This window comes from Enterococcus sp. 12F9_DIV0723 (assembly GCF_002174375.1).
In the GTDB taxonomy this organism is placed as follows: domain Bacteria; phylum Bacillota; class Bacilli; order Lactobacillales; family Enterococcaceae; genus Enterococcus_A; species Enterococcus_A gilvus.
This window is the reverse complement of sequence record NZ_NIBK01000001.1, coordinates 888869-912476: the sequence shown is the minus strand read 5'-3', so window position 1 is coordinate 912476 and position 23608 is coordinate 888869. Positions and strand designations below refer to the sequence as shown.

General features: G+C 43.5%; 25 protein-coding genes and 1 riboswitch. Of the genes, 12 read left to right on the top strand and 13 right to left on the bottom strand.

The window, feature by feature from the left end:
- Positions 1–47: 47 nt before the first annotated feature.
- The 7 genes from A5868_RS04490 to A5868_RS04460 all read right to left on the bottom strand — a co-directional run bounded on the left by A5868_RS04490 (position 48) and on the right by A5868_RS04460 (position 8457).
- Positions 48–884: an SDR family NAD(P)-dependent oxidoreductase gene (locus tag A5868_RS04490; RefSeq protein ID WP_010781459.1), complete on the bottom strand. Its 837-nt coding sequence runs from the start codon at positions 882–884 to the stop codon at positions 48–50.
- Positions 885–980: 96 nt separating this feature from the next.
- Complete coding sequence (locus A5868_RS04485; RefSeq protein WP_086305572.1) at positions 981–1598, bottom strand: hypothetical protein; 618 nt, start codon at positions 1596–1598, stop codon at positions 981–983.
- A 41-nt stretch (positions 1599–1639) separates the two neighbouring features.
- Positions 1640–3760 (bottom strand): hydantoinase/oxoprolinase family protein, encoded by a 2121-nt coding sequence (locus A5868_RS04480; RefSeq protein ID WP_086305571.1) that lies wholly within the window; start codon positions 3758–3760, stop codon positions 1640–1642.
- Positions 3761–3797: 37 nt separating this feature from the next.
- A complete protein-coding gene (locus A5868_RS04475; RefSeq protein WP_086305570.1) occupies positions 3798–5126 on the bottom strand; it encodes a citrate transporter in 1329 nt (442 codons plus the stop codon).
- A 245-nt stretch (positions 5127–5371) separates the two neighbouring features.
- Positions 5372–6661, bottom strand: a complete 1290-nt coding sequence (locus A5868_RS04470) for an MFS transporter (RefSeq protein WP_086305569.1) — start codon at positions 6659–6661, stop codon at positions 5372–5374.
- A 74-nt stretch (positions 6662–6735) separates the two neighbouring features.
- The gene (locus A5868_RS04465) at positions 6736–7584 is read right to left on the bottom strand and encodes a shikimate 5-dehydrogenase (RefSeq protein WP_010781464.1); all 849 of its coding nucleotides are present in this window, start codon (positions 7582–7584) and stop codon (positions 6736–6738) included.
- Positions 7585–7602: 18 nt separating this feature from the next.
- Positions 7603–8457 carry a sugar phosphate isomerase/epimerase family protein gene (locus tag A5868_RS04460; RefSeq protein WP_010781465.1) on the bottom strand — a complete coding sequence of 285 codons (855 nt, stop codon included), beginning with the start codon at positions 8455–8457 and terminating at the stop codon, positions 7603–7605.
- Positions 8458–8719: 262 nt separating this feature from the next.
- Here A5868_RS04460 and A5868_RS04455 point away from each other — a divergent pair, with 262 nt between their 5' ends.
- Positions 8720–9622 (top strand): LysR family transcriptional regulator, encoded by a 903-nt coding sequence (locus A5868_RS04455; RefSeq protein ID WP_010781466.1) that lies wholly within the window; start codon positions 8720–8722, stop codon positions 9620–9622.
- Between the two features lie 61 nt (positions 9623–9683).
- On the opposite strand, the gene A5868_RS04450 is transcribed toward A5868_RS04455, so the two are convergent.
- Complete coding sequence (locus A5868_RS04450; protein ID WP_086305568.1) at positions 9684–10424, bottom strand: hypothetical protein; 741 nt, start codon at positions 10422–10424, stop codon at positions 9684–9686.
- Between the two features lie 180 nt (positions 10425–10604).
- A riboswitch (THF riboswitch) is annotated at positions 10605–10701 on the top strand.
- 36 nt (positions 10702–10737) lie between these two features.
- Between A5868_RS04450 and A5868_RS04445 the strand changes: the two genes are divergently transcribed.
- The 9 genes from A5868_RS04445 to A5868_RS04405 all read left to right on the top strand — a co-directional run bounded on the left by A5868_RS04445 (position 10738) and on the right by A5868_RS04405 (position 17875).
- Complete coding sequence (locus A5868_RS04445; RefSeq protein WP_086305567.1) at positions 10738–11268, top strand: folate family ECF transporter S component; 531 nt, start codon at positions 10738–10740, stop codon at positions 11266–11268.
- A 184-nt stretch (positions 11269–11452) separates the two neighbouring features.
- Positions 11453–12352: an oligosaccharide biosynthesis protein Alg14 gene (locus A5868_RS04440; protein ID WP_086305766.1), complete on the top strand. Its 900-nt coding sequence runs from the start codon at positions 11453–11455 to the stop codon at positions 12350–12352.
- A gap of 365 nt (positions 12353–12717) precedes the next feature.
- The gene (locus A5868_RS04435) at positions 12718–13764 is read left to right on the top strand and encodes a tyrosine-type recombinase/integrase (RefSeq protein ID WP_086305566.1); all 1047 of its coding nucleotides are present in this window, start codon (positions 12718–12720) and stop codon (positions 13762–13764) included.
- Positions 13765–14308: 544 nt separating this feature from the next.
- Positions 14309–15034 (top strand): hypothetical protein, encoded by a 726-nt coding sequence (locus A5868_RS04430; protein ID WP_086305565.1) that lies wholly within the window; start codon positions 14309–14311, stop codon positions 15032–15034.
- 295 nt (positions 15035–15329) lie between these two features.
- Positions 15330–15533, top strand: coding sequence for a hypothetical protein (locus tag A5868_RS04425; protein WP_044926420.1), 204 nt, complete (start codon positions 15330–15332; stop codon positions 15531–15533).
- A gap of 21 nt (positions 15534–15554) precedes the next feature.
- Positions 15555–15773 (top strand): DUF2922 family protein, encoded by a 219-nt coding sequence (locus A5868_RS04420; RefSeq protein ID WP_010781474.1) that lies wholly within the window; start codon positions 15555–15557, stop codon positions 15771–15773.
- A gap of 64 nt (positions 15774–15837) precedes the next feature.
- Complete coding sequence (locus A5868_RS04415) at positions 15838–16227, top strand: hypothetical protein (protein ID WP_086305564.1); 390 nt, start codon at positions 15838–15840, stop codon at positions 16225–16227.
- Positions 16228–16280: 53 nt separating this feature from the next.
- Complete coding sequence (locus A5868_RS04410) at positions 16281–16880, top strand: DUF2922 family protein (RefSeq protein ID WP_086305563.1); 600 nt, start codon at positions 16281–16283, stop codon at positions 16878–16880.
- Positions 16881–17422: 542 nt separating this feature from the next.
- A complete protein-coding gene (locus A5868_RS04405; RefSeq protein WP_010781477.1) occupies positions 17423–17875 on the top strand; it encodes a hypothetical protein in 453 nt (150 codons plus the stop codon).
- 52 nt (positions 17876–17927) lie between these two features.
- Here the strand turns inward: A5868_RS04405 and A5868_RS04400 are convergent, their stop codons facing one another.
- From A5868_RS04400 to A5868_RS04380, 5 genes are all read right to left on the bottom strand, one after another.
- On the bottom strand, positions 17928–18656 hold the full coding sequence (locus A5868_RS04400) for a helix-turn-helix domain-containing protein (RefSeq protein ID WP_086305562.1): 729 nt from the start codon (positions 18654–18656) through the stop codon (positions 17928–17930).
- A gap of 221 nt (positions 18657–18877) precedes the next feature.
- Positions 18878–19441 carry an elongation factor P gene (gene efp, locus A5868_RS04395; protein ID WP_010781479.1) on the bottom strand — a complete coding sequence of 188 codons (564 nt, stop codon included), beginning with the start codon at positions 19439–19441 and terminating at the stop codon, positions 18878–18880.
- 182 nt (positions 19442–19623) lie between these two features.
- Entirely contained in the window at positions 19624–20244 is a 621-nt protein-coding gene (locus A5868_RS04390; RefSeq protein ID WP_010781480.1) for a YczE/YyaS/YitT family protein, read from the bottom strand.
- 446 nt (positions 20245–20690) lie between these two features.
- Complete coding sequence (locus tag A5868_RS04385; RefSeq protein ID WP_010781481.1) at positions 20691–21188, bottom strand: HD domain-containing protein; 498 nt, start codon at positions 21186–21188, stop codon at positions 20691–20693.
- Positions 21189–21317: 129 nt separating this feature from the next.
- Positions 21318–22079: a TrmH family RNA methyltransferase gene (locus A5868_RS04380; RefSeq protein WP_086305561.1), complete on the bottom strand. Its 762-nt coding sequence runs from the start codon at positions 22077–22079 to the stop codon at positions 21318–21320.
- 139 nt (positions 22080–22218) lie between these two features.
- Here A5868_RS04380 and A5868_RS04375 point away from each other — a divergent pair, with 139 nt between their 5' ends.
- Together A5868_RS04375 and yidC are read left to right on the top strand one after the other, a co-directional pair.
- Entirely contained in the window at positions 22219–22491 is a 273-nt protein-coding gene (locus A5868_RS04375) for an acylphosphatase (protein WP_086305560.1), read from the top strand.
- Between the two features lie 104 nt (positions 22492–22595).
- Positions 22596–23531 carry a membrane protein insertase YidC gene (gene yidC / locus A5868_RS04370; protein WP_010781484.1) on the top strand — a complete coding sequence of 312 codons (936 nt, stop codon included), beginning with the start codon at positions 22596–22598 and terminating at the stop codon, positions 23529–23531.
- Positions 23532–23608: the final 77 nt, after the last annotated feature.

Sequence of the window (23608 nt, the reverse complement as noted above, 5' to 3'; positions counted from 1 at the left end):
GAACAAAGGGGTCTGACAATTTTACTGTCAGACCCCTTTGTTTATGCCTATGCTTTTGGTTTCTTTGAGTCGATCGCGTATTGGCGACGTCCACCTGGTTTTGGTACAAGATCGCCGATCATGTTGCCGAAGCCGCCTTCTACACGTAATTCATGACCATTTGTGTAGTCTGAACGTTTGCTGGCAAGGTATAATACCGCATTTGCAATATCTTGTACTTCGCCGATACGACGGTTGGCAGTCATTCTTCTTCTGCCTTCTTCCACTTCTGCATCTTCATAGAATTTAGTTGATAATGGTGTTTTAACGAAACATGGCAAGACACAGTTGCTGCGTACGCCATATTGTCCCCATTCACCAGCGATCATCTTAGATAGCATATTCACGCCGGCTTTACTTGGGCTGTATGCTCCTGAGTATGTTTCGGGAGCGATCGAAGCGATCGTCGAGATATGGACCATGCGACCTGATTGTTGTTCGATCATCACGCGGCCGATACGTTGTGAGACTAAGAAGTACCCTGTCAAGTTTACATCGATCGTCCGTTTCCATTCCTCTAATGCTAAATCTTCCAATGGGCTGAACGTTAAAATCGCTGCAGTTTGAACCAATACGTCGATTCTGCCAAAGTCTTCTTTGACTGTTTTCGCCAAGGCATCTACTTGCTCTTCGACTGTTGAATTGCACGAATAGCCTTTCGCTTTGACGCCGTATTTGTTCGCTAATTCTTTCGCGTAGCTTTCTGTTGCTTCTTCATTCAAATCGACTAAGGCCAAGTTGGCTTTTTGTTCCGCAAAATCATTAGCGATTTTCCGTCCCATGCCCCCTAAAGCTCCTGTGATAACTACGACGTCTCCTGCTAAATCTAACCATGTGTTTTCCATTCTTTCCGCTCCGTTCTTTTATGTAATCTTTCTTTAAATATACTGAATCCGTTCCCAGGATACTAATTCTTTTTTTCAATCAATCTATAGTCTTGTTCAATCAATCACCAATAACCGTTTGATCAGCGTCTCGCTGTACTCGGGTGCGACCGGATCGAGCAGCACGATATTTAATAGAACCGGTGAAAAATCCAGCTCTAACACTGACTGAGCAAAGCTCATCGCCGCGATTTCACTTAACGCATGCACCCGTGCGTGCCGCTTAAAGGGCCCTGTTTGGTAGCTTAAATTTTTTTGAATCGTGAACAACTGCTGCTGATTCTCAATAAAGTGATACAGCTCATGAGCCAACAAGATATCTTCTACTTGCTGATCCTTTAAGAAGTCATATTTCTTCAAGGAAGGCGCCGCTGCCTTCAAAAGACTTTGATTGATTCGAATGCGATCAGGCAGTTGAAATTCCGCAAAAACATAGCGAAAGCTCTCTGCTTTTATTTCTTCCTCAAAATAATCGATCGTGATCTTTTCTTGCTCACAATACGCACGCAGATCCTTAGCGGGCACTTGAGCCGCCGCGGCTTTTCCACAGTCGATCGCTTGATACAAAAGAGTGGAGCGCTGTTCTTCAGGGATTTTCCTGTAAAGATGATCCTGCGACAATAACCCCTGCGCATAAGTCGCATCGCTTAACTCAAGCAACGCAGCAATATCCATCTGCAGCGCCCCTCCTTCTTTGTTAGCTTTTCTCGTTGTCGCTAAATATAGCGATTCGCGGCAATAATAATGATCTCATCCGTCCCCAGAATCTCACTCATTTCAATCTCCATCAGCATGGTTAATTGAGAAAAATCTGTACTAGAAAAATCCAATAGCCGCGGACCAACGCAGAAATAATAATCCGGTCGAATAATCAAATCACTTTGATAGTTCGCCATGCTTTCCCATAATTGATTGACTACTTCAAAATAGCTTTGGATCGTCGTTTTGACTACTTTGGCGTGCTCGCGCTGTACGCGAATAAAGCCTTTTTTGTCAATAACTCGGATCGCATCCCCTTTTTTCGTTTTTGCCCCATAAATAGCAAAATGATCTGTCGTATCCAATAATCTGACTTGATCAGAGGGCAATCGGAAGTCCTGGATCGCGATCTCTCGTGCCTCCGCTTCAGTTGCTGCACTTTGAAGTTCCGTTGCCTGTGCCGCGGTCGATCCTGAGGCGCGGGCAGTGATTTTTTGTGTTTGAGGATCGATCTCGATATGGACCTCGACACTGTCCTCCGTTGCACCACTCTCGATCGCCATATCGGTCACTTCTTGTTTGATTGCTTGGATATCCTGCTTCGTCGGACTAGGCACGATTCGCTCAACGACATCCTGAACAGCCGCTAATGCCACTCCAATCGAGGAAATAACCTCCGCGTTTTCTGGTATCTTATAGTTGAGGGCCATCCGTTCAGCCGCATACTTGATCAAGGCAGCGACACCGCCGCCGACACCGACTAACGTCATTTGGTTCTTCTCAAGCTGATATTTCTTTGCTAATGACTGGATCACAGGCTCGATCTTCTCGACTGCTTTGGTCAATATCTGATGCGCGACATCTTCAATAGACACATTGAGATAGTCAGCCAAAGGTGCCATCGCTTTTCTTGCAGAGGCGACGTTTCCGTAACAAAAATCGTCATCCGTCACATAGCCCAATACGTTGGCAGCACAAGAATTGGTTATCGTGATGCGTTTCCCATTTGCTAAGCGAATGGCAACATAGTCTTCCGGGTCCCCCTCCTTCGGCGAATAAAGCTCCAGTTGAGGGTCGACGATTTCTTCTTCCGGTGTATAAACAGCATATTCCAAGCCAGCGATATGCGCACTGCGGGGGCCGACATCCTTTACACCGCTCTTATTCACACGGATCATACTGCCGCCAGCGACACCCAATACTCGAACATCCAACGAATTCACATACGTCTTATGCCCAGATATCTCCGAGTAGTCGATCACAGGCCGACCGTTTTTGATCACCCCTAAGTTTGTTGAGGTCCCGCCCACTTCAAAATAGATACCGTTAGACGTGCGCAGATACATCAACGCGCCCATCACACTTGCCGCCGGACCTGACAGCATCGTCAGTACCGGACGTTTTTTCATCTCGACAACATCCATCAGACCGCCATCTCCCCGCATGATCATCAAGGGAACATCCACCCCTGATGAACGAACACTGCGCTCAGTCGAATTCGCTGTTTCCAGCATTTTCGGTAAAATCGAGGCATTGATCGTCGCTGTTCGCGTCCGCCGAGAGAGTCCGTAAAGCTTGGTCATCTCTGAAGCAAGTGTCACTGGAATATTTTTTTTGCGAGCAACTGCTGCAATCTTTTCTTCTAAGTTGAGATTATCTACGCCGAATGCCGCAGAAGCGACTAAAACATCCATTCCTTCTGCCAGCAACTCGTCAACAATCGGAGCGATTTCTTCTTCGGTTAGATTTTTTTGCGAAATGAATCGCGACATTACGTGGATACTTCTTCCTGTGCCTAGATCAATATCCTTCAAATTTGTTTGCGGTCGTGCCAGCCAGCCTTCGAGCCCAGGTTTCGCTGTGCTGATGATCCCGATATTGGCAACGTCCCCTTCTAATAAGGCATTTGTCGCCTGCGTCGTACTATGGGCCACGAAGACGACTTCCTCTGGCGCAATATCAAACTCCTCTAAACATTTCAAAAAGGAACGAACGACACCTTCAGCAACACCTTGCTCGCTGTCATGCGTCGTTTTCACGGAAGATTTCCCGATAATTTCTTGAGTATCATTGTCGATAGCTACTGCTTTCGTATGCGTACCGCCGACATCGATCCCGATCCGAACACGTCGTTTCATGTTGAGACCTGCCTTTCCTAAATTCTCTCTTCTAACTCTAAAGTGGATTGTTGAGGAAGAAGTTTGCGACTTCTAAAATCAATGCCACCATTGTTCCTGGAATCAATGCCACTTTCATGTAGTCCACTGCATTGATACGATTGAAGCCCAATCCCCAAGCATTCCAAGAAATCGTAATATCAAAATGAGCCATGCCGATCAGGACAGAAGCAAACAAAGGATACAAGAAAGTGGTTGGAAAGTTGGTCGTTTGACTGACTACTGCCAGCAAGGCAGCGCCTGAACCAATCAATGAAAGCGGGCCCTTGAACCAAGTCAACGGTGCTAAAATCCCAAACGCGATACACAGGATCAACGGCGATGAAGGAATCCAACTGCCGATGATCTCTTGGAAATAAGGTGCCGCATAGACGGCCGCATCATTGAACATCGCTAAGGTGATCCAAAAAGCGATCAGCGCTGACATATCTTTTACACCCTCGGTAAAGATGCGAGAAATGGTCCGACAGATCTCTCTGAAGTTCCCCGACAGCCCGCCGCAGACACCTAGTCCGTATAAGCTGGCTAAGATAAAGCATAAAATGACCGGCAGCTTAAAGACGATCACGCCCACTACAGGCAAGAACGGAGTGATCAAAGAGATCCCCGGTGCATCCACCACTTCAGATTGTTTGGTCGCTGCCCAAGAATACGTAAGATTTTCCATTTTCAGATAGATCATTGACGCCAACGAAACGACGGTGATCATTACTGCAAAGGCCAAAATGCCAAAGGGAAAATAGTCATTGTACGTGTACTCTTGTCCTCCATTGGAATTCAAAAAGAAGGCTGAGTATTGCCCGAAATTGATGGGATTCAAAAAGATCCCCGCCGCGACCGACCCCGTAAAGGAGAAGAATCCGACCACTTTTGGAATACCGATGGAAAACAAGATCGGCAAGACGATCACCGCGATCGCGATCACGGACCCGCCGCCTGTCATCGAAGTAAAGATAAACCCGCTGATCACATTCACGATCGCGAGAATCACCGCAGGATTGTCTCCACCAAGCTCGACACTTTTTCGAATGATCGTGGCCGCGATACCGGTATCCAAGAGGATTCTCCCAAAGAAGGCCCCTAAGAAAATGTTCATGACCGACGCGCCGTATTTTTCAGGCGCCGTTTGATACACCTGACGCAGCATATCGTGAACCGTCAATCCGTCAAAGGCCGCATTAGGCGACAGTAGATTCCCGATGATCGGCAAAAAAGTCCAAATCGTAGCCATGATGAAAAACCCGATCATCAAGTTATGTCCTTTAATACAATAAATGACCATTCCCGCGAAGGAACAGATGAGTAATAGTCCAATTAAAATATCCATGAGGACCTCCTAAAATAGCTAGCGTCCAACGACGGACACCTGTTGATACTGATGATACACGAAAAAGACGTGCATTTACCAGGTTCTTTTTGGAGCTGCAACAGGAACTGCGCGGATACCCATGCAGTTCGATTTGATTCTTAGATCAGAAACACGTATTACGTCTCTCTGTTTGTTGTAAAAACAGGTGCAAGACGCGGAACGAGGAGGTGACTCTATTCAGTCATACCTCCTCTGCTCTGCAATTAATCACGCATTTTTTCAAAGGCACTATAGCCGAATACTTTTTTGTGTTGCCCTAACAGATAGACCATCATAACAGTGGCTGTAAGTGCCGCCACTAAAAGCAAGCCCATCATGATGTAGATCGCTTGTTTTTCACCCACTGATTTCGTCATCGCAGAAACGATGAACGGCAAGAAGGTACTAGCAAATCCCATGAACGTATAGTAGATCCCAGTATTTCTTCCTTTTGGTCCCGGGCAGAATAGCTGACGCAGCCCTAACCCTGTTTGCAACGCACCACCTGAGGCAAAGAAGCCTAATGCTGCGATACCGATGTAGATCACTGCCGGCTGACGGATCAGTAAGACGATCGCCAAGGCCAACGCTGTGAAGACAGAATCGATCACGAGAACCTTTAATGGGTTCCAACGCAATTTACCCATCATGAATGCCCAGAATACAACGGCGATGATCCCGCCAAAGGTGTAGATCGATGTTAAGCCCGCCGCTTGAAGTTCCGTCAAGCCGGCATTGCTCAAGCCAAAAGCTTTCGTGTATTGCTGTGCACCATACATGATGAACATACATAAGAAGGCATAGAACATTGTAATGAAATTGACTAAAATATTTGGTTTTACTAACATTTTTGCTTTAGCAGCTTCGATTTCTTGTTTGATCGCATCGGAGTGACTGCCGCTTGAATCCTCTTGATCGCCGCCGCCCTTCATCATGTCGTCATAAGCGAATGGTGAGAATGCCGCTAAGACCAGACAGCCGATAGATAGCGCCAATGGAATGATCACGCTTAATTGAGGAGAACCCATGTTAGTGAAGTTCACTACCATCAATGGATAAACGATTCCGGCTAATGAAACGAACAACTTGATCCCTAACAAAGCAGAACCTGAATATTTTGGTGCAGCTTCTTGAACGGCTGGGTACAATGAAGCATCCCAGAATCCAGATGTCGCCACACCTGCCATGAAGGCACAGATCGAAGCGATCAGCATGCTTGGACTTAATAGTAAGCCGGCAAAACAGATGATATACAGAACCGCGCCGCCGATCGCCATTTTCTTCCGGCCGATCTTGTCGGATACTTCTCCGCCGATCCATACAGAAATAAATTTACCAAAACCAGTTGCAGTAATTGCTAGCGAAACGGCAGCAGCTCCAGCCGTCGCATCCGTGTATCCCCATTTTTCATAAAAGTAAGGCATATTTTGACTAAGAATAAGTGCTTGCATCCCATGTGTAAAGTAGCACAAGTAAGTTGTCACTAATGACATGATATATTTTTTCGATCTCATCCCTACACTCCTAATTTGTGTTAGTATAATTTCTTTCCGTACATCCTTTTTTCAGCATGTACGGAAAGATTCGCCTACGGCCGAACTGGTAATTCTTGGTCTGTAAAAATCTTGAACGCTGCTTTTCCTTGTCCCAGCAACATTCCTTCGCCAGTAACTGTCTTACAGCCCTTCGCTGACGCGTCATTGATCAATTGCGTCTTCGGCGGGTTATAGATCGCATCTGCGACGATTAATTTTTCATGAAGCATGCTTGTATCGCTGATCGGTGTTCTCGTTGAGCCTGCGCCCATACCAACTGTTGTTCCATTTACTAAGACATCCGCTTCCGCGATTTTTTGCTTCAATAGATCCGCATCGCCTAGATCATGGATCGCTACCGCCAATTCTGGGTAGAATTTCTTGATGCGTGCAACAGTTTCTTCTCCCTTAACAAAGAAATCATCTTTGATATTGAAAATATCGATCGCCGCTGCTTCTTCGATCGCTAATTGTACTTGGATCGCTGTCGCTGCGCCGCCTGTGCCGATAACGACAAATTTCTTGCCCTTCGGATCAACGTCGTTTGCTTTCAAGTTATCGACAAAGCCGATTCCATCAGTGATATGCCCTGTTAATTTGCCATCCTCATTTTTGAAGGTATTGATGGCGCCTACCATTTGAGCTGCTGGTGATAATTCGTCCATATATTTCGCCGCTTCACCTTTACAAGGCATCGTGACATTTCCGCCAGGCATGTTGAATGTGCGAACGGATTGGAACGCATGTGCCACTTCTTCTATTTGTACATCGAACGCAAGGTATACAGCATCGATCCCTAATTGTTCAAAGCCATAATTGTACATCGCTGGTGACCCTGAATGCCCAACCGGACTTCCGATCAATCCATATAAGTGTGTTTTACCTGATACGCCTTCTAACATTTTTTTATCCACCTTTTTTTAATCTTCTAGTAATTCTGGCCACGCTTGTTTGATCACATCAATACTTGTGTCGTAGTTCATTTGTGCTGCTTTTTCATAGCCTAAGCTCAAGATCGGATCAGAAATAACTTCTGTCCCAATAACGCGAGGCTCGATGCCGTGTTCTTTGATTGCTTTCAAGAAGCCAACCGTATCGCCCCAGCCAGTTCCTGGGCATAGACGGTCATGCATTGATTCGTCACGTAAGATCGTATCTGGGTAGCGACGTTCTAACACATCACAGATTTGAACAGAAACAACTTTTTCTGCTGGAACATCTTTTAAATCTTCTGCTAATGTTTCAGCACGTGCCCAATGCCACGTATCTAGGATCAACATGCCGTTGTCACAGCCTGCTTCCTTCACGATATTCCATGCACTTGCTAAATCTGGTACACCACTGTAAGGCATAAATTCTAAGCCGATCACTAATTCCTTCGCCCGTGCACACAATTCTTTAAAGGCTTGGATATGAACTTCTGCCGGATATTTCTCCATCAAGCCGCAGTTGATATGCCCTACGCCGAACAGACGCGCCATATGATACACCGTTTGTTCTTTGAATTGCTGTAACAATGTCTCAGGCGTTTCTTGAGTCTTATTAGGGTCTGCCCATAAAGTGATGTATTCCACTTCTGTGACTTTCATATCGTTTTCTTCTAAGATTTCCAACATGCGGTCATCTGAATAACCTTGTTTCACTGCCAACATATACGTTTCAGCACGTAAGCCGATGCCATCAAAGCCTGCTGCTTTTGCGATTTTTACCCGTTCTTCAAAATCAATTTCCATACCTAATGTATAAGAGCTGATCGTCAATGGTACCTTTTTCATTTCATTTCCTCCTAAAATTATAGCGAATTTTCTAAAAGTTATTTCTTTCACATGCAGAGCTGCAGTCTCCTAATGTATGAAAGCTTTTTTTGTTGCGAAATCCGTACCTTTCATAATGTATCGGCTTTCACAATCAAATCTTGCCTTCATTTTAACGTGCAGCATTTCAAAATTCTAATTGGTTTTTCTCGTAGAATCTATAGGTAAAAGATATAGGTTTTGCTATACTTATAAAAAAGATCATATACATAGGAGAAGAGCTATGAATCTACAGCATTTAAAATATTTTGATGTGCTGGCCCGTGAGCAGCATTATACACGCTCCAGCAAACTCTTGAACGTCACACAGCCCAGCTTGAGCAACGCGATCGCCTCTCTTGAAGACGAACTTGGGATCACGCTGTTTGAAAAAAAAGGCCGGAATGTCGTATTGACCAAGCCCGGCATGATTTTTCAAGATTATGTCTCCCGTACATTAGGAACACTCGACGATGGGATCGAGACCGTCACCAAGATCAGTAAGGGCAGCGGGTTTATCAGCTTCGCCTTCTTACCTGTTCTAGGCACCACCTTTGTGCCAAAATTAGTCCGTGACTTCCATGACGCGAACCCCGACAAAGAAATTCTCTTTGACTTTCACACTTCTTCGGGCGTCACTAGAGAGATCGTGGATGGCATCAAAAATATGCACTACGATATTGGGATCTCTTCCTATCTGCCGGACGAACCCAGCGTAGAGTTCTTGCCCATTGCCGGTCAGGAGCTGGTCGTCATCGCACCCTTGGATCACCCGTTGGCCCAGTTCGATGCGATCTACTTGGAGCAAACGCAGCCCTATGAACAGATCGGATTTAGTAAAAGCAGCGGCTTGCGAAATGTGATCGACGAAACCTTCAAAAAAAATAATTGCAGCTATAATATCGTCTATGAAGTGACGGTGGATCAAGTCATCGCAGGCCTGGTCAGTCAAGGCTTCGGTATTGCTGTCGTGCCGAATATGTACATTTTGAAGCACCTGCCGCTAAAAACGATCCATTTGAAAAATGTGATGCTCGATCGCTCCTTCTATTTGGTCACCAATAAAGAAGCCTATCTGACACCCGCCGTCATTAATTTCAAGGAATTCGTGCTCGCACATTCTGATCCAAAAGAAATCGTCTATTAATATAGTAGAAACTTTTTTAATAACAAAGAAGCAGGAAGGGATCGCCCTCCTGCTTCTTTGATTATTGCGCTTCTTCCTGTTCTTTTTTGGCCTTCGCCTTTCTCCGCTTCAAAAATGCTTCATCATCGTCTTCATCTGCGTAAAACTCCATGATCGACATGCGCCCGCATTTGCGAAACTCCAATTCATGGAACCGACGAATGCCATTCTTTTGAAAAATACTTAGCCGCATCAGTGTCGTCAGCAAGATAAAATAACGGTCGTTCGACATACCGACATCCGCGTTCCGAAATTTTTGTACGATCTTGCGTCCATTTTCATCTCTGAAAGCAGCATGGTACGCATAGCTATATCGTTCCATCTCATTCTCGGAACGATCCGATTCGCTCAAGTAATTTTCATAGAGCCAGATTTTTCTTTTGTTCGTTGGCGCCGCCGCTGCTCGAACGGCTGCTGTCTCAGGACGAATCTTACGGGTCCACTCAGAAAATTCCCTGCGGTTCTTAAATAATCGATCCCGCACCACTTCCCATTCATCGTAGGTAAAAAAATCATAGAAATACAGACAATAGTCCCGCAAATGATCTGTCGGTTCCGCTGTCATAAAGAGTTCTTTTAATAAGTCCTTGCAGACGAACGAATAATTGTCCATGGTGATGGCATTGAATAAAAGAACGGCCACCCCATATTCCACCACTGATTCCGTATCGTGGGTCTCCGAATAATACTGACTGATCCTCTTTTCAAGGTTCCCACGCTTCATGGAAAATAATTGTCTTTCTCCCAAAGGTTTGATCGCCATGTTCTGCCCTCTTTCCTAATAATCGTTGTAAATCTATCATACCTCTAAATGAGGCGAAAAATTACCCTTCTTTATTCGCAAAAAAAAAATTCCTGAGTACTTTTTTCTTCAGAATGAAAAGATTGTATACTGCCTCTTTCTATGCTAGTATTTTTTTCGGGGGATCTCCCCCGAAAATAAATCAGAGTAGGAAATAAAGCGTCAAGTGCCGGAGGGATGGGATGTTGCCCTTTGGACGAAAGACTTTGTCTGCGGTTTTATTTTCGCATTCGCTGCATGAAGAATGTAGCAGCTCTATAAGGAGATGCTAGAAATGAAGAAACACCTCGATGCTAGAAGCATCACAACGATGGCGCTATTGATCGCCATGATGGTCACTTTGTCCCGAATCCTAGGAATCGAGACGCAATTTGTCAAAGTCAGCTTTACCTTTATCCCAGAGATCATTATGGGCATGCTCTTCGGTCCATTCTGGACAGGGATCGGTTCGGTCATTGCTGATTTTATCGGAATGTCGCTTTTCGCAAAGGCCCCATTTTTCATCGGCTTCACCATCAATGCCTTTCTTGAAGGAGCCATCTACGGATACTTCTTTTATAAGAAAGAAATTACATGGAAAAATTCGATTCAGTCTGTATTAGTAACGACGGTCGTGATCAATTTGATCTTGACGCCGCTATGGCTGGCATTGATGTACCATGTGCCATTGACTAGCTGGATGATCTGGGCACCACGTTTGATCAAGACCGTGATCTGGATACCTATCCAAGCCATCATCACCTATTTCTTAGGCGGTGTCTTGCCTTACAAACAGTGGATCTCACGCTTTAATCGCGCCCATTAATTTTTAGAATTTTATTATATTTAAATGAATGTAGTTATTTACTTCACACGAATTTTCCTTTTGGAGACTGTCTCATCCCATAGACAGTCTCCATTTTTGTGTTATTTTTCTCAAGCATAATTATCGCTATTCATTTTGGAAAGCGCTATGCTATGAAAAATCCAATATGAAAGCTGGGAGAAAAATGAAAAATTCAGATGTTTTGATCGTCCCTAAAGACCGTTCACTATACTTTTTCCCTGCCATATCAGAAATGAGTGTTTGTTCAGGGAAAGAACTGCTCACCGCCAGCAATGACTATTTACGTCATTACTTGAAAGAGTTTCAATTGATCATCTTTTTAGACTACGGCTTTGAACCCGCGATGGCAGAGCGTATTCGCCCCTTCACAAAAGCAAAAATCGTTTTATTTTTCTGGAATCATTTCAAGTTGGAACACTATCGAAAATTAAATGCCGCTCAAAAAGAGCCTGCCATTGATGAGATCTATCACTTCGATCCCTTAGAAGCACGAGACCTCGGATTGAAGCACAATAGTTCCTTTTACACACAATCTGTCGGAGAACCCTTCCATGATACAGACTACGACATCTTTTTTGGTGCGAACGACAATGGACGCAGAGAACAAGCCATGGCTTTAAAGGACCGCTTCGAGTCGCTTGGCCTGTCCACCTTTTATCATATACTGCCGAAACGCGGCAATGAACAAGACGGCTACTTGCCCTACTCAGACTACCTGAAGCTCGTCAAAAGCAGCAAAGGGATCTTGGAGATTCTCCGATCCGGTCAATACGGCGTGACCCTTCGAACCTTTGAATCCCTTTACCTGCAGAAAAAATTGGTTACCGCCAATGAGATGCTGCCATTTTACCGGATGTACGATCCAAGAAACGTCTTTATGATCGGCCCAGACCTGAGCCAACTGACCGCATTCTTGAATATCCCTTACCAGCCCGCAGACCAAGCCATTCTCGACTTCTTTGAAGCAAAGAATTGGGTCAATCGCTTCATTGATTACGATCCACAGCTATTCGAAGAGTTCGAATATTACCCAGAGCTGATGAAACATGAGAGCGCGTTGTAGCCAATACAAAAAGCCAAACTTTCGAAGATGGAAGTTTGGCTTTTTGTAATTACTTTTATTGATGCTTTCCTTTTTTGAAATGGTTCCTCTACATTCTTTTGATATTGTTTTACAAAAAACTAAAAACAATTAGAATCAAAAAAATTATTCAACTTATTTATCTAGCGTTTTTGAATTAATCTGTAAACCTATTATAATCCAATTATTAGTAACAACCATTTTCGTTATTTAAAACAATTATTTTAAATAACGAAAAATAACACGCTTAATCATTATTTGTTTCTGGGGGGTTTTTGAGATTTATTTGAGATATTCGGATAAAATAAACCGTCTATTTAGCCGTCAAATTTAGGAGGAATTAAATAGTGAGAAAAGGCGAGAACATTTACTTACGAAAAGATGGCCGATGGGAAGGCCGATTTCCGAAGGGTCGGAAAATCAATGGAAGGATAAAATACGGGTATGTTTACGGGAAAAGCTACACTGAAGTCAAACAGAAGCTGTATCCATTAAAAATCAAATACCAAACATTGCAGGAAGTCCAAGGAAGCTCGGCGGAAACGTTTGAGGAATGGACGATCAATTGGCTGGAAGAAATAAAAGGAGAGGTCAAACCTTCGACTTTTTCTAGTTATTATTATAAATTGACCAAATATGTTTTTCCGATGATCCAAGATGTTTCATTGAACGAGATCACATTGGATACGGGAAAAGAGTTGTTGGGAAGACTACAAAAGAAGCTTGCTAGATCAACGATTCAAGTAGTTTTTAGAATACTGAACAAATGCTTGAACCATGCGAAGCGATTAAGAAAGATCACATCTAATCCATTCTCTGAGATCAAGATTCCAAAAGTGAAGAAAACGAAAGTTCGTGCATTGACACTGAACGAGCAGAAAAAAATCATGGACGTAGCTGCCAATGAAAAACGAGGCTACGGCATCCCCGTTTTATTAGCCTTACATTCTGGAATGCGGATCGGGGAAATTGCGGCGCTCAAATGGTCGGACATTGATTTTGACACGAATCTTATTCATGTACAACACACATATCAACGTATCCAAGCAATCAATGAGGTGGAAAAACGGACACAATTGGTCTTTACAGACTCAAAGACAGAGGCATCTGTGCGAGTGATTCCTATTGGACCAACATTAAAGAAGTTACTGCTCAAGCATAAAAAGAGTTCAAGAGGCGGCTTTGTTTTCTCTACGAACGGACAACCATGCGAGCCTCGACTCCTCACTTATCATTTTCACAAAGTCAGAAAAAAAGCAGGGCTATCTACGATTCATTTTCATCAGTTGCGCCATACATTTGCGACGCGCTGTTTAGAAGCAAATCGCGATATTCCTTCTGTTAGTGCGCTTTTAGGACACGCCTCCACGCAAATGACAAAATTAATCGGATAAAGAATCAATAAAGGACGTTTTTTTAAAAAATAAGGCGGAAATTTTGAGGAAATCTTTTTTCATTTTCTGAGAAAACGCTTATTTTATGGACGTTTTTCTTATAAGACTAATTTTTTTCTAATATTAACTATTTTTTTAAAAGAGGTTTTGTTATTTTAAATAACTTTATAAATGAGCCGTCACTGATTGTCAACCAACTCTGAGATCCTTTTCACACCAAGGATTTTAGGGTTTTTCTAGTTTTTTGTAAGACTAAGTAATAATACTTGAAAATACTTCTGCCAATAGTAATCCTAGCCAACAAATTATTTTAGCATTTTTCTTAAATATTATAAATATATTTCTTGATTACTAATAAATTGTTCGTTTATTCTTTACGAGATCGGTTAACGGAAAATTGGAGGTGAACGCGTGTATAAATATCAGCGCGCGTTCATTTTTGTGTTTTCTTTAATTTTCAATTAAAAAATAAAAAAACAAATTTTTGGTTTTGTGGAGTATAGTTTTAGGTGAGCACAGAGAAGGTGCTTAAAGGAGGATGTATATGAATACGAGTAAAAGGTTGGATGTTTTAGAGGATAAGGTATGGTCGAGTTTGTGGGAGCATTATTATGAAAGCGCTACATCGTTTGATCCGTTGAAGGTTCAGGTCATCAACTGTATCATTCCGAGTCCGAGAGAGGCGGGGGCGTTGATCTTTTCCGACGAAGGGATCTCCTTTAGTCAGATGAATCCGCAGAAGACGTTGCGTCATTTTGCGTCGGCCCATTGTTTCCCTGAATACAAGATTCTTTCTCGCTGTCTGAAAAATAATGGGAATTTTGGGAAATATAAGTTCCCGTGGGTCTGTGCCTTCTTTGCCTTGTTTCCTTTGGAGGGGTCGGAAACCACGATTTGGCTGAATCCTGCGAAGATCGTAGACTTGAAAAAGATGCAGGAGTCCTATTATGTGGCGATCGAAAATGGACCGAAGCTCACCGTACCGATCCATCGGCGGCGGATCATCAGTAATGCTGAGGTGGCTTGTCTGGTATTGGCAACGATGCGCCGCGGGCATTTTCACTTTATCACGAAGGGCACGACACCGCTTGATTTTTTAGAATTGCCAGACACGCCTTTTGCGAAAGTCCTACGGGGACGGCTGAGCTTGCAGTATTTCCGCACCCCCATCGGCGAGCTGAATCGGCTCTATAATAAAGCTTACTCTCTTTACCATTGCAATGATCTGATCGAAAATCGTGAAGCGGTCGATAGGATCGGCTGGTACTAATGACTAGAAGAAACACAGAAAGTGAAGGAACTTCTTCGCTTTCTGTGTTTTTTGTGTTCCTGTCCATTTTTAGCCAAAACCTTTTATTTTATAGAAAATCAACGGCAAACGCAAATGGCAAATTGACTCCCCCTCCCCCCAATTTGACCTGTTTTTGCCAAAAAAGGGCCTTTTTACCCCCAAAACGAGTCATTTTAGGGGGGGAGGCGGTCATTTTGCGATTTGTTTCTTTTGGGAAAATCCTCTATCTTGTAGTCACCGGCCGGTACAAAAAATCGAAACGGAGGAAACAACGATGCTTCAAAAATTAGGCAGCAAATTACAGGTCCATATCGACCAGGGATTAGAAAAGATGAAGAAGGTCAATTTTCAACATGTGATCGATGATCCGTCAGAGGAAGCCATCCTAGAATTGGGTGAGATCTTAACGGAATTGTCCGCGGAAGACAGCTACTTGGACAGCGCGATCTTAACGACGCAAACACGCTACGTGAAATAACCTATAAAGGAGGAAGAAGAAATGAAAAAACTTGTCGCGAAATTCAAAACCAGCTCTGGAAAAGTACAGACCTGGAGCTTGGAAAACCCAACAACGACGAAAACACCGACTGAGATCAAAGGCTTGCTAGGACGTTTAGGCGACCTGAAGCTCTTCAAAAAGGACGATGCTTTCCTATTCAATACAGTTGACAGCGCCGCTTATGTCGAAACGACGGAACAAGAAATTTTTAAAGGCTAATCACCAGGAGGTCGAGCGGATGCTCCCCGCTCCCCTCTATTAAGAAAAGGAAGGATGAGATTCGATGAGAATGAAGGACTTGGCACTCGATCATCGCCAGCTATTCACTTTGAAATTAGAAACATTGGAGAACCGGATCACGTGGTTCTATCAATTGACTCAAAACAGCACCAAAACGCTTCATTATATCTTGGCATTACGCGTGCGACATCAACTGGGAGCGAAAGAGTTTGCCCATGTTCTGAAGGATCTCGTTCGCTACATTTTCTTAAATACAAAAGCCACCCGCACGATGAAACGCTTCTTCTACTATTTCCAGGATTACTTCATGGCGCCTGAATGGCGGGCGCTGCGGATGAAGATGTTTCCTGCTAGAGACTATGTAGAAAAAGCCAAGACAGTTGTTCGTTCCTTGATTTCCCTTGTTCGTCCCGAAGAAACCAACGAACCGTGAGATCATTCTATCTACCTGTGCACACAAATAAACTAAGAGAAAGGAACTTTGACATGAGTATTGAGACGACAAATTTAGTAACGACCTTCGCAGATGGTGAAGGACACACACATAACTGGACCTATAGAGACGTCGATACCAGCTTGACGCCGCAAGAAATGAAAGCAGCCTGCGAACTCTTGACGACCTTAGACATTTTTGAAAAGGATGGCGTAAAACTCTTTGATTCTGTGGTATCCGGCAAATTGGTAACGAAAAAAATCTCTCCTATTTTCGACAGCGCAACAGACATTTCGGAGGAAGAGGATTCTTTTGAACCTGACGTGCCTTGCTTTCCTGTGGCAGCGGCTCAAGAGCTTGCTCCGCTTCCTGAAGCATTGGTTCCACAGCTTCCTATGCCCGTGGAGCGCCCGAAAGTGCCAGCGGTCGTACTCGCGGACACTACGACGATTAACCAACCGTCATTAATAAAAAACGTTATGCCCATAGGTAATGAATGCACAACTTCCTGTAGTGAGTCTTCTGTACAGACAGCTTCGTTCTACCAAGCGACGCCGACTGAGAAGAAGCCGCGGAAAAAACTGCTGGATCGTCTGTTTCGACGGAAGAAAAACAAGGAAGAGCCCGACTCTTCACCAGATAGACGCGAGTAAGGTCTCTAACGTAATCTTTGTTCGTCTCACTAGTGCTGCGTGCAGGTAGCCTCTCTCGTCGTCACCCTCCCCACTCGTGAAAGGAGGTGATCCTTTTGAGTGAGCTTATTCGTTATGTCCTCGCTCCCCTCTTTGTGGGGCTGATCGTTGCCCTCGTCAATCATTTGCTGCGGGGGCACGATCCCTGACGACTGAAAAAAAGATCTGTATTGTCTCTATTAATGCAGAGTTAAAAAAAAATAATTTAATAACGATTGTTATTTTGTAAAAAAAGGAATTTCACACCGCAATCTTTTTTTGCTATAGTTATTTTAGAAAGTATCTTTATTAAGAATTGAGGCTATTTTTTGTTGCCCTTCCTATATGAAAACGGATATAGGCTGTTCTCATTCGAGAGGAATTACTCCTTAATATTAGGTTGTTACGACCCTTAGCAACCTGCTCTCAACTTCTTGTTCATCCCTCTTGGATGGGACCCTTCTTTTTTAGAGATGCTTTCTTTTTATTATATTAGTGTAACTATTAGAAAAGAGGAAAAGACAATGCTTCAATTCACTACGAGTATTCCCACACGATTTGAATCCTTTGAAGATCAGCAATCCATTGATCAATTAATCTTTTTGAATAACAATTTTCCTACAAAAAGTCTGTATCCTGTGAGACTTTTACGCATTCAACAAAAGCGGTACATAGAAAGCTCCTATAGAGTACACGGGAGAAAATGGCATATCTGTCCCGGGTGTCTGCACCCCTTTTCTGAAGATCTTAACGACCACTGCTACACCTTCCGCCCGGATCATCTGAATCTCACCAGCAGTTTTTTCCAATTTGAATATGACGAATTCAGAAAAGTCATCCACTGCTGCTCAAAAGGGTGCTTGACGGCAAGCGCGACGATCTTTGCTCGTGACAGCCTTACTGCGAAAGGGCGAAAATACATCGCACCAAATAAAATCAATCGAGACATCCAAGACATCGTGCGTACGTTTCATTGATCGAAAAAGCTGATAGAAAATACCGTGAGGTTTTCTACCAGCGGTGATCGTATTAGTTATTATTGACACTATCCCAGACAGCTTGAACCGCGCGGAGGTCTTCATTAAATTCTTTGGCATGTTCCTTTAGAATTTTCTTCGCTTCACTTGGTGGTGTACCCCCACTTACTTTTTCATAAGAAGGATTTCTTTCGTTTCTTTTGAAGCGCAGAGTAAAATCTGTCGACTTTGGAACATCTAATTTCATGCGATCGGCGTTTCCATAAAGACCTACATAGACGTAATCTCCATCGATACCTACATCGAAGGCGCTCCCTCGATAGGTAGAAACAGGGATATTGCCATTGTGCAGCGGCTCTAGATAGCGAAGGTCATGAGCCTGAAACGTATGCTTTCCTTTATGAAGATAATTATTTGCTTCCGTCTTATCCCAATCCTTCAACTTTTGATTTCTGGGATAGACTGCTGTGAACCAATAGAGATTGTAGAGTACAAATAATGCCACCAAAGCAAGACCTATACTCTTAAGAATCTTGTAGCGTCCTAATTTTTTTCTTTCTGTCACAATGGTTTCCATGATCACCGGCTCCTCCTTGATTAATTGGTCTAAGGAGAGATCATACAGATCGCTTAAATAAACGAGCTTTTCAATATCAGGAAATGTGCGTCCCGTTTCCCAACTTGAAACTGTCGTTCGGGAAACATTCAGCTTCATCGCCACCTCTTCCTGCGTTAAATTTCTCGTTGTTCGATGTTCTTTTAATTTTGATCCTATATCCATGATCGTCCTCCTGACCTATTAAAAGTATAGAGTATGAATGTCCCTTTATTACGCTATGAATCGTGTCATAGCAGCTATGTCACAATTTGTAGCGTTGTTTTCCAGGGGAATTCGCAGCGTTTCTAGTAAAGGTGTCATTTTCTATTTTGACATAAAAAAGCCATGACCGCGTGCGTCGACTCCTCTTGGAAGTCCTCCCAGCGATCATGGTCTTTTCTTGATTATTTATTTGCGCGTTTTTGGTACGTACCTTCTTGAGTGTTGATTTCCAGCATTTCGCCTTCTTCGATAAAGTCAGGAACGTTCACGACTAAGCCTGTTTCCATGGTCGCAGGTTTGCCTGAACCAGTAACTGTCGCACCTTTGATGGATGGTTGAGTTTCAACCACTCGCAAAACAACGGACGTCGGCAATGTCAAACCGATCACTTCTTCACCGTAAAATTGGATTTTTACTTCCATATTTTCAAGTAAATACTTCATTTCTTCTTCAACTGTCGCAATTGGAATTTCGTATTGTTCATAGGTTTCTAGATCCATGAAAATCGCGATGTCATCTTGGCTGTACAAATATTGAACAGGCTTCGTTTCCATCATCGCTTTTTCAAATTTTTCATCTGGACGGAACGTCGTATCGTAAGTTGAACCTGTACGAACGTCACGCAATTTCATGCGCATAACGGTGTTTCCCTTACCAGGTTTGTGGTGGCTGGCATCTAACACTTTGATCAATTTGTCTCCTTGAACAAAAGTCATCCCTGCACGTAAATCGCTTGCTGCAATCATTAATAAGCACTCCTATTCCTATTTTTATCTGTTCGAATCGTTTCATTCGATGGATCGTTCTTCGTATGCGCTTTTTTTTCTGCCGGAGCAAGAAATCATTCGCACCTCTCTACTATAAAATGAACCTTATTCATTGTAGCAAATAACCCATTCGGTTACTAGGAAAAAATCGCTTCCTTGCTTTATTTTGCTTGCTGTACGCGGAAAAACTTCAGTTTTGGCAAGTGATTCAAGGTCATTTCCAACGAAGGGCCCATCAATAATAATACGATCAGCGTCCCAAAGCCAATATGTCCGCCTAACAGGAAGCCCGCCAAAAAGATGATGGCATCTAAGACGATCCGTGCCACCTTCACCGAGCTCTTCAGCAATCGCTTCATCAAGACCATCAAACATTCATACGCCGCTGATCCAGCATCCGCCAGTAGATAGATCCCCGTCCCGATGCCGAACACGATCGATCCCGCGATGATCGACGGATAGCCCAGCCCATCAGGAATCGTATGCAAGATCCCCATCCCATCCAAGAGATTCAGGCAAAAACCGAGTCCAAAGCTATTGATGATACTTCCGATACCGATCATTTTTCGATCATAAAAAAAGATGAACACTAAGACGATCCCACTGAACATCATACTCACCGTGCCGAACTGTAGGGAGACATGCTGAAGGATTCCTAACACCAATGTGCTGATCGCGTCTGCTCCCAATCCGCTGACGACGATCAATCGGACCCCCACCGCGGCGATAAATGTTCCGACGATGGCAAAAACTAACTGCTTTGCTATATTTGGTTTGATCACTTTGTTCCTCTCTTTCTTACAATCTAAATTAAGTCACGGCCAATACCAATGAACGATAAAACGAGTTGATAAACTGTTTTACCTAAAAGAGCCCTTACATTTTTTCCGTCTTACAAAGGGCATGGAAAAAAAAGATTTTCCCACCTTCGTCCACATACTCCATTCTACTAAACCCTTCGCTCAAATACGAAGAATACGTTCAAGAATACCCGTTCCGAGGGAAATTACTGCGAAAATTTATCTGATCGCTGACTTATATAATAGGTATTCATTTTTCTGAGAACCTGAAAAATGAGGGTTCTTCGTACGCATACCATTTTTCTAAAAACCTGAAAAATGAGGGTTCTTCGTACGCATACCATTTTCCTAACCTGCTGAAGCAGGAAGGAAAACTGGCAAAACAAAGGCACCAAACAATTTTTTGTTTGGTGCCTGGAATTGTTCTGTTAGTTCCACTCTTTCTTCAAGCGTGCTTTGTAGGAATTGAAGCGGTCTACTATCGGCACAGCGGCTTCTTTGATGGCGCAGTATTTATCGACCATCGTTACGATGTAGCTTTCTTTGTATTTAGGGGGAGTGATCGTTGCGCCCCACATGTGCTTAATAATAATATCACGTTCTAAGTCTGACAACTCCGTGATTTTTTCTGCGTTTTTAACAGCGATTCGTGGATGCATGTAGGCATGCGATCCTTCGTCGAATTTCGTTGTGCGCCAGTCGTAGTAGAACAGATCGTGTAGTAGACCTGCACGAGCAGTGGCTCTAGCATCGCCGTTGAATTGTTTTGCTAATTTGTAGCTATTATAAGAAACACTGATTGAGTGTTCCAACCGTGTTGAATGCATGTGTTGGATGTAATTTGCTAATTTTTGTACCTCTTCGGTAGCTAATAAATCTTCTATATAAGAAACGTATTCTTCATCATCACGCCAGTTTTCTGTCATGGATATAAAGCCCCTTTTCTTTGTCTCTGTCAAATAGTATAGCACGTGGCAGATTCATTGAATAGGCTTCCATGAGTTTGTGAATAAAGTTTAACAGTTCCTTAATATCGATTACCAAAATGTGAATTTTTACTTAAGTAAGTGGAACATTAACACGCCAGCCGCGATTCCAACGTTTAAAGATTCAGCTTTTCCTTTAATTGTAATGTACACATTTTGGTCTGTCATGGCTAATAGTTCGGGCGACATCCCCTGACCTTCATTTCCCATGACCAAGGCAAAATCACTCATCTTCTCAACGGATAAGTAGTCTTTGGCTTGTTTGTCCAAGGCTGTGCCTACCACTGGATAGCCCTTCTCCTGAAACTGAGGAATGATGGCGGAAAGGTCACCGCTTCGAACAGACAGATGGTAGAGGCTTCCTTGTGTGCTGCGCAAGGTCTTTGGATTGTATAGATCGGCGCTCCCCTGCCCTAGAAGGACGCCTGAAAACCCTGCCGCATCGGCTGTGCGGATCATGGTCCCAACATTGCCGGGGTCTTGCACATTGTCCAATAGCAACCAAGCACCTGAAAACTCATCGTCTTCTTCTTGCGGCATCTCCGCGACAGCGATCATGCCTTGGGGTGTAGGCTGACTAGACAAGGCCTTCAGTACATCGTCAGAAACAAGGGAATAATCTGTCAGATGGGCTTCGATCCATTCAGACCATTCATTCAGTCCGCGTTGGCTGATGAAAACTTCTTTTAAGACCACCTCTGCGGCCTGCGCTTCTTGGATCAGATGGAAGCCTTCCAATAAATAGGTTTGGCTTTGTTGACGGTATTTTTTTTGCAATAATTTTTTGGTTTCTTTGATAAGGGTATTTTTAGTTGATTGGATCTCTTTCAAACTGTTTCCTCCACTTTTTTAGCTAGTTGTTTTCTAACATATGGCTCCGTCTGCCATTATAGCACGCGAATTCTTGTATCAACCAGCAAAAGTCGTTATCATAGTGAATAAGAGAAAAAAAGAATCAGGAGGGTTTCATATGAAGAAGCATATAAATGTTACCGGACGTGTGCAAGGCGTGGGCTTCCGCTATACCACCTATCAGCTTGCCCTTGAGATCGGCTTGACCGGTACGGTGAAAAATGAAGAGGACGGCAGTGTGACGATCGAAGCTGTTGGAACAGAGGATCAGATGGCTCAGTTTTTAGAGAAGCTGGAGCACCCGCAAAATCCTTTTGCGAAAGTGTCACATATCAGCCAATCGGAAGACCCTGGGATCAAGGACTACGATCAATTTCGGGTGGTCTATTAAAAAAATGACAAGGTTCCCTGATTTCCTCGAATTTCATTGAAAAGGCTTGAGTTATCTAGTATAGTATTTCCTGTATAAATTTTTATTAGCAGAGGAAGAAATAAATGACAAAATTTAAAAATTGGCTCTTAGGCTCCGGCCTCTTGGGCGTTCTTTTACTATTATCAGGCTGTGTTAAATCAAATAGTGATGGTACCCCAGATACATCAGGTCTTGTCTATCGAATGCTCGTTGTGCCATTGGAGAACTTTCTTAATTGGATGGTTCAAAACTTCAACTGGTCATACGGATTAGCGATCATTGTATTAACGATCATCGTCCGCTTGATCATCTTGCCTTTGGGAATCAATCAATCTAAGAAATCACTGGTCCAATCGGAAAAAATGCAATCGATCAAACCACAGGTCGACGCAGCTCAAGCAAAAGTAAAACAAGCAACGACGCAAGAAGAACAAATGGAAGCACAGCGTGAAATGCAAGCTGTCTACAAGGAAAACAATGTCAGCATGATGGGCGGCATGGGCTGTCTGCCGTTGCTGATCCAAATGCCGATCTTCTCCGCGTTGTATTACACGGCACGTTTTTCTCAAGGTATCCAACATTCGACCTTCTTAGGGATCGACTTGGCAAAACCAAGTATCGCTCTCGTGGTCGTCGTAGGGATCGCCTACTTGCTCCAAGGCTACATCTCACTGATCGGTGTGCCGGAAGAACAAAAGAAAACGATGCGCAGCATGATGATCGCTTCACCATTGATGATCGTCTTCATGTCCTTCACCTCACCTGCTGGGGTGGCATTGTACTGGGTAGTCGGCGGTATCTTCAGTTGTATCCAAACCTTCATCACCAATGTCTTGATGCGTCCTCGTATCAAAGCGAAGATCCAAGAAGATCTGAAGAAGAACCCACCCAAACAAGTAGTAACGAAGCCAATCAAAAAGGCTGAGCCCGTACAACAAAAACAAGTGTCACAGCCTAAGAACAAAAATAAAAACAAAAATGCCAACGGACGTAACTCCGGGAAGCAACAACGTAAATAACCAATAAAAAGAGTGTCCTCATCATCACAGCCTAGACTGGATGATGAGGACACTCTTTTTTTATTCCTTATAGCTGA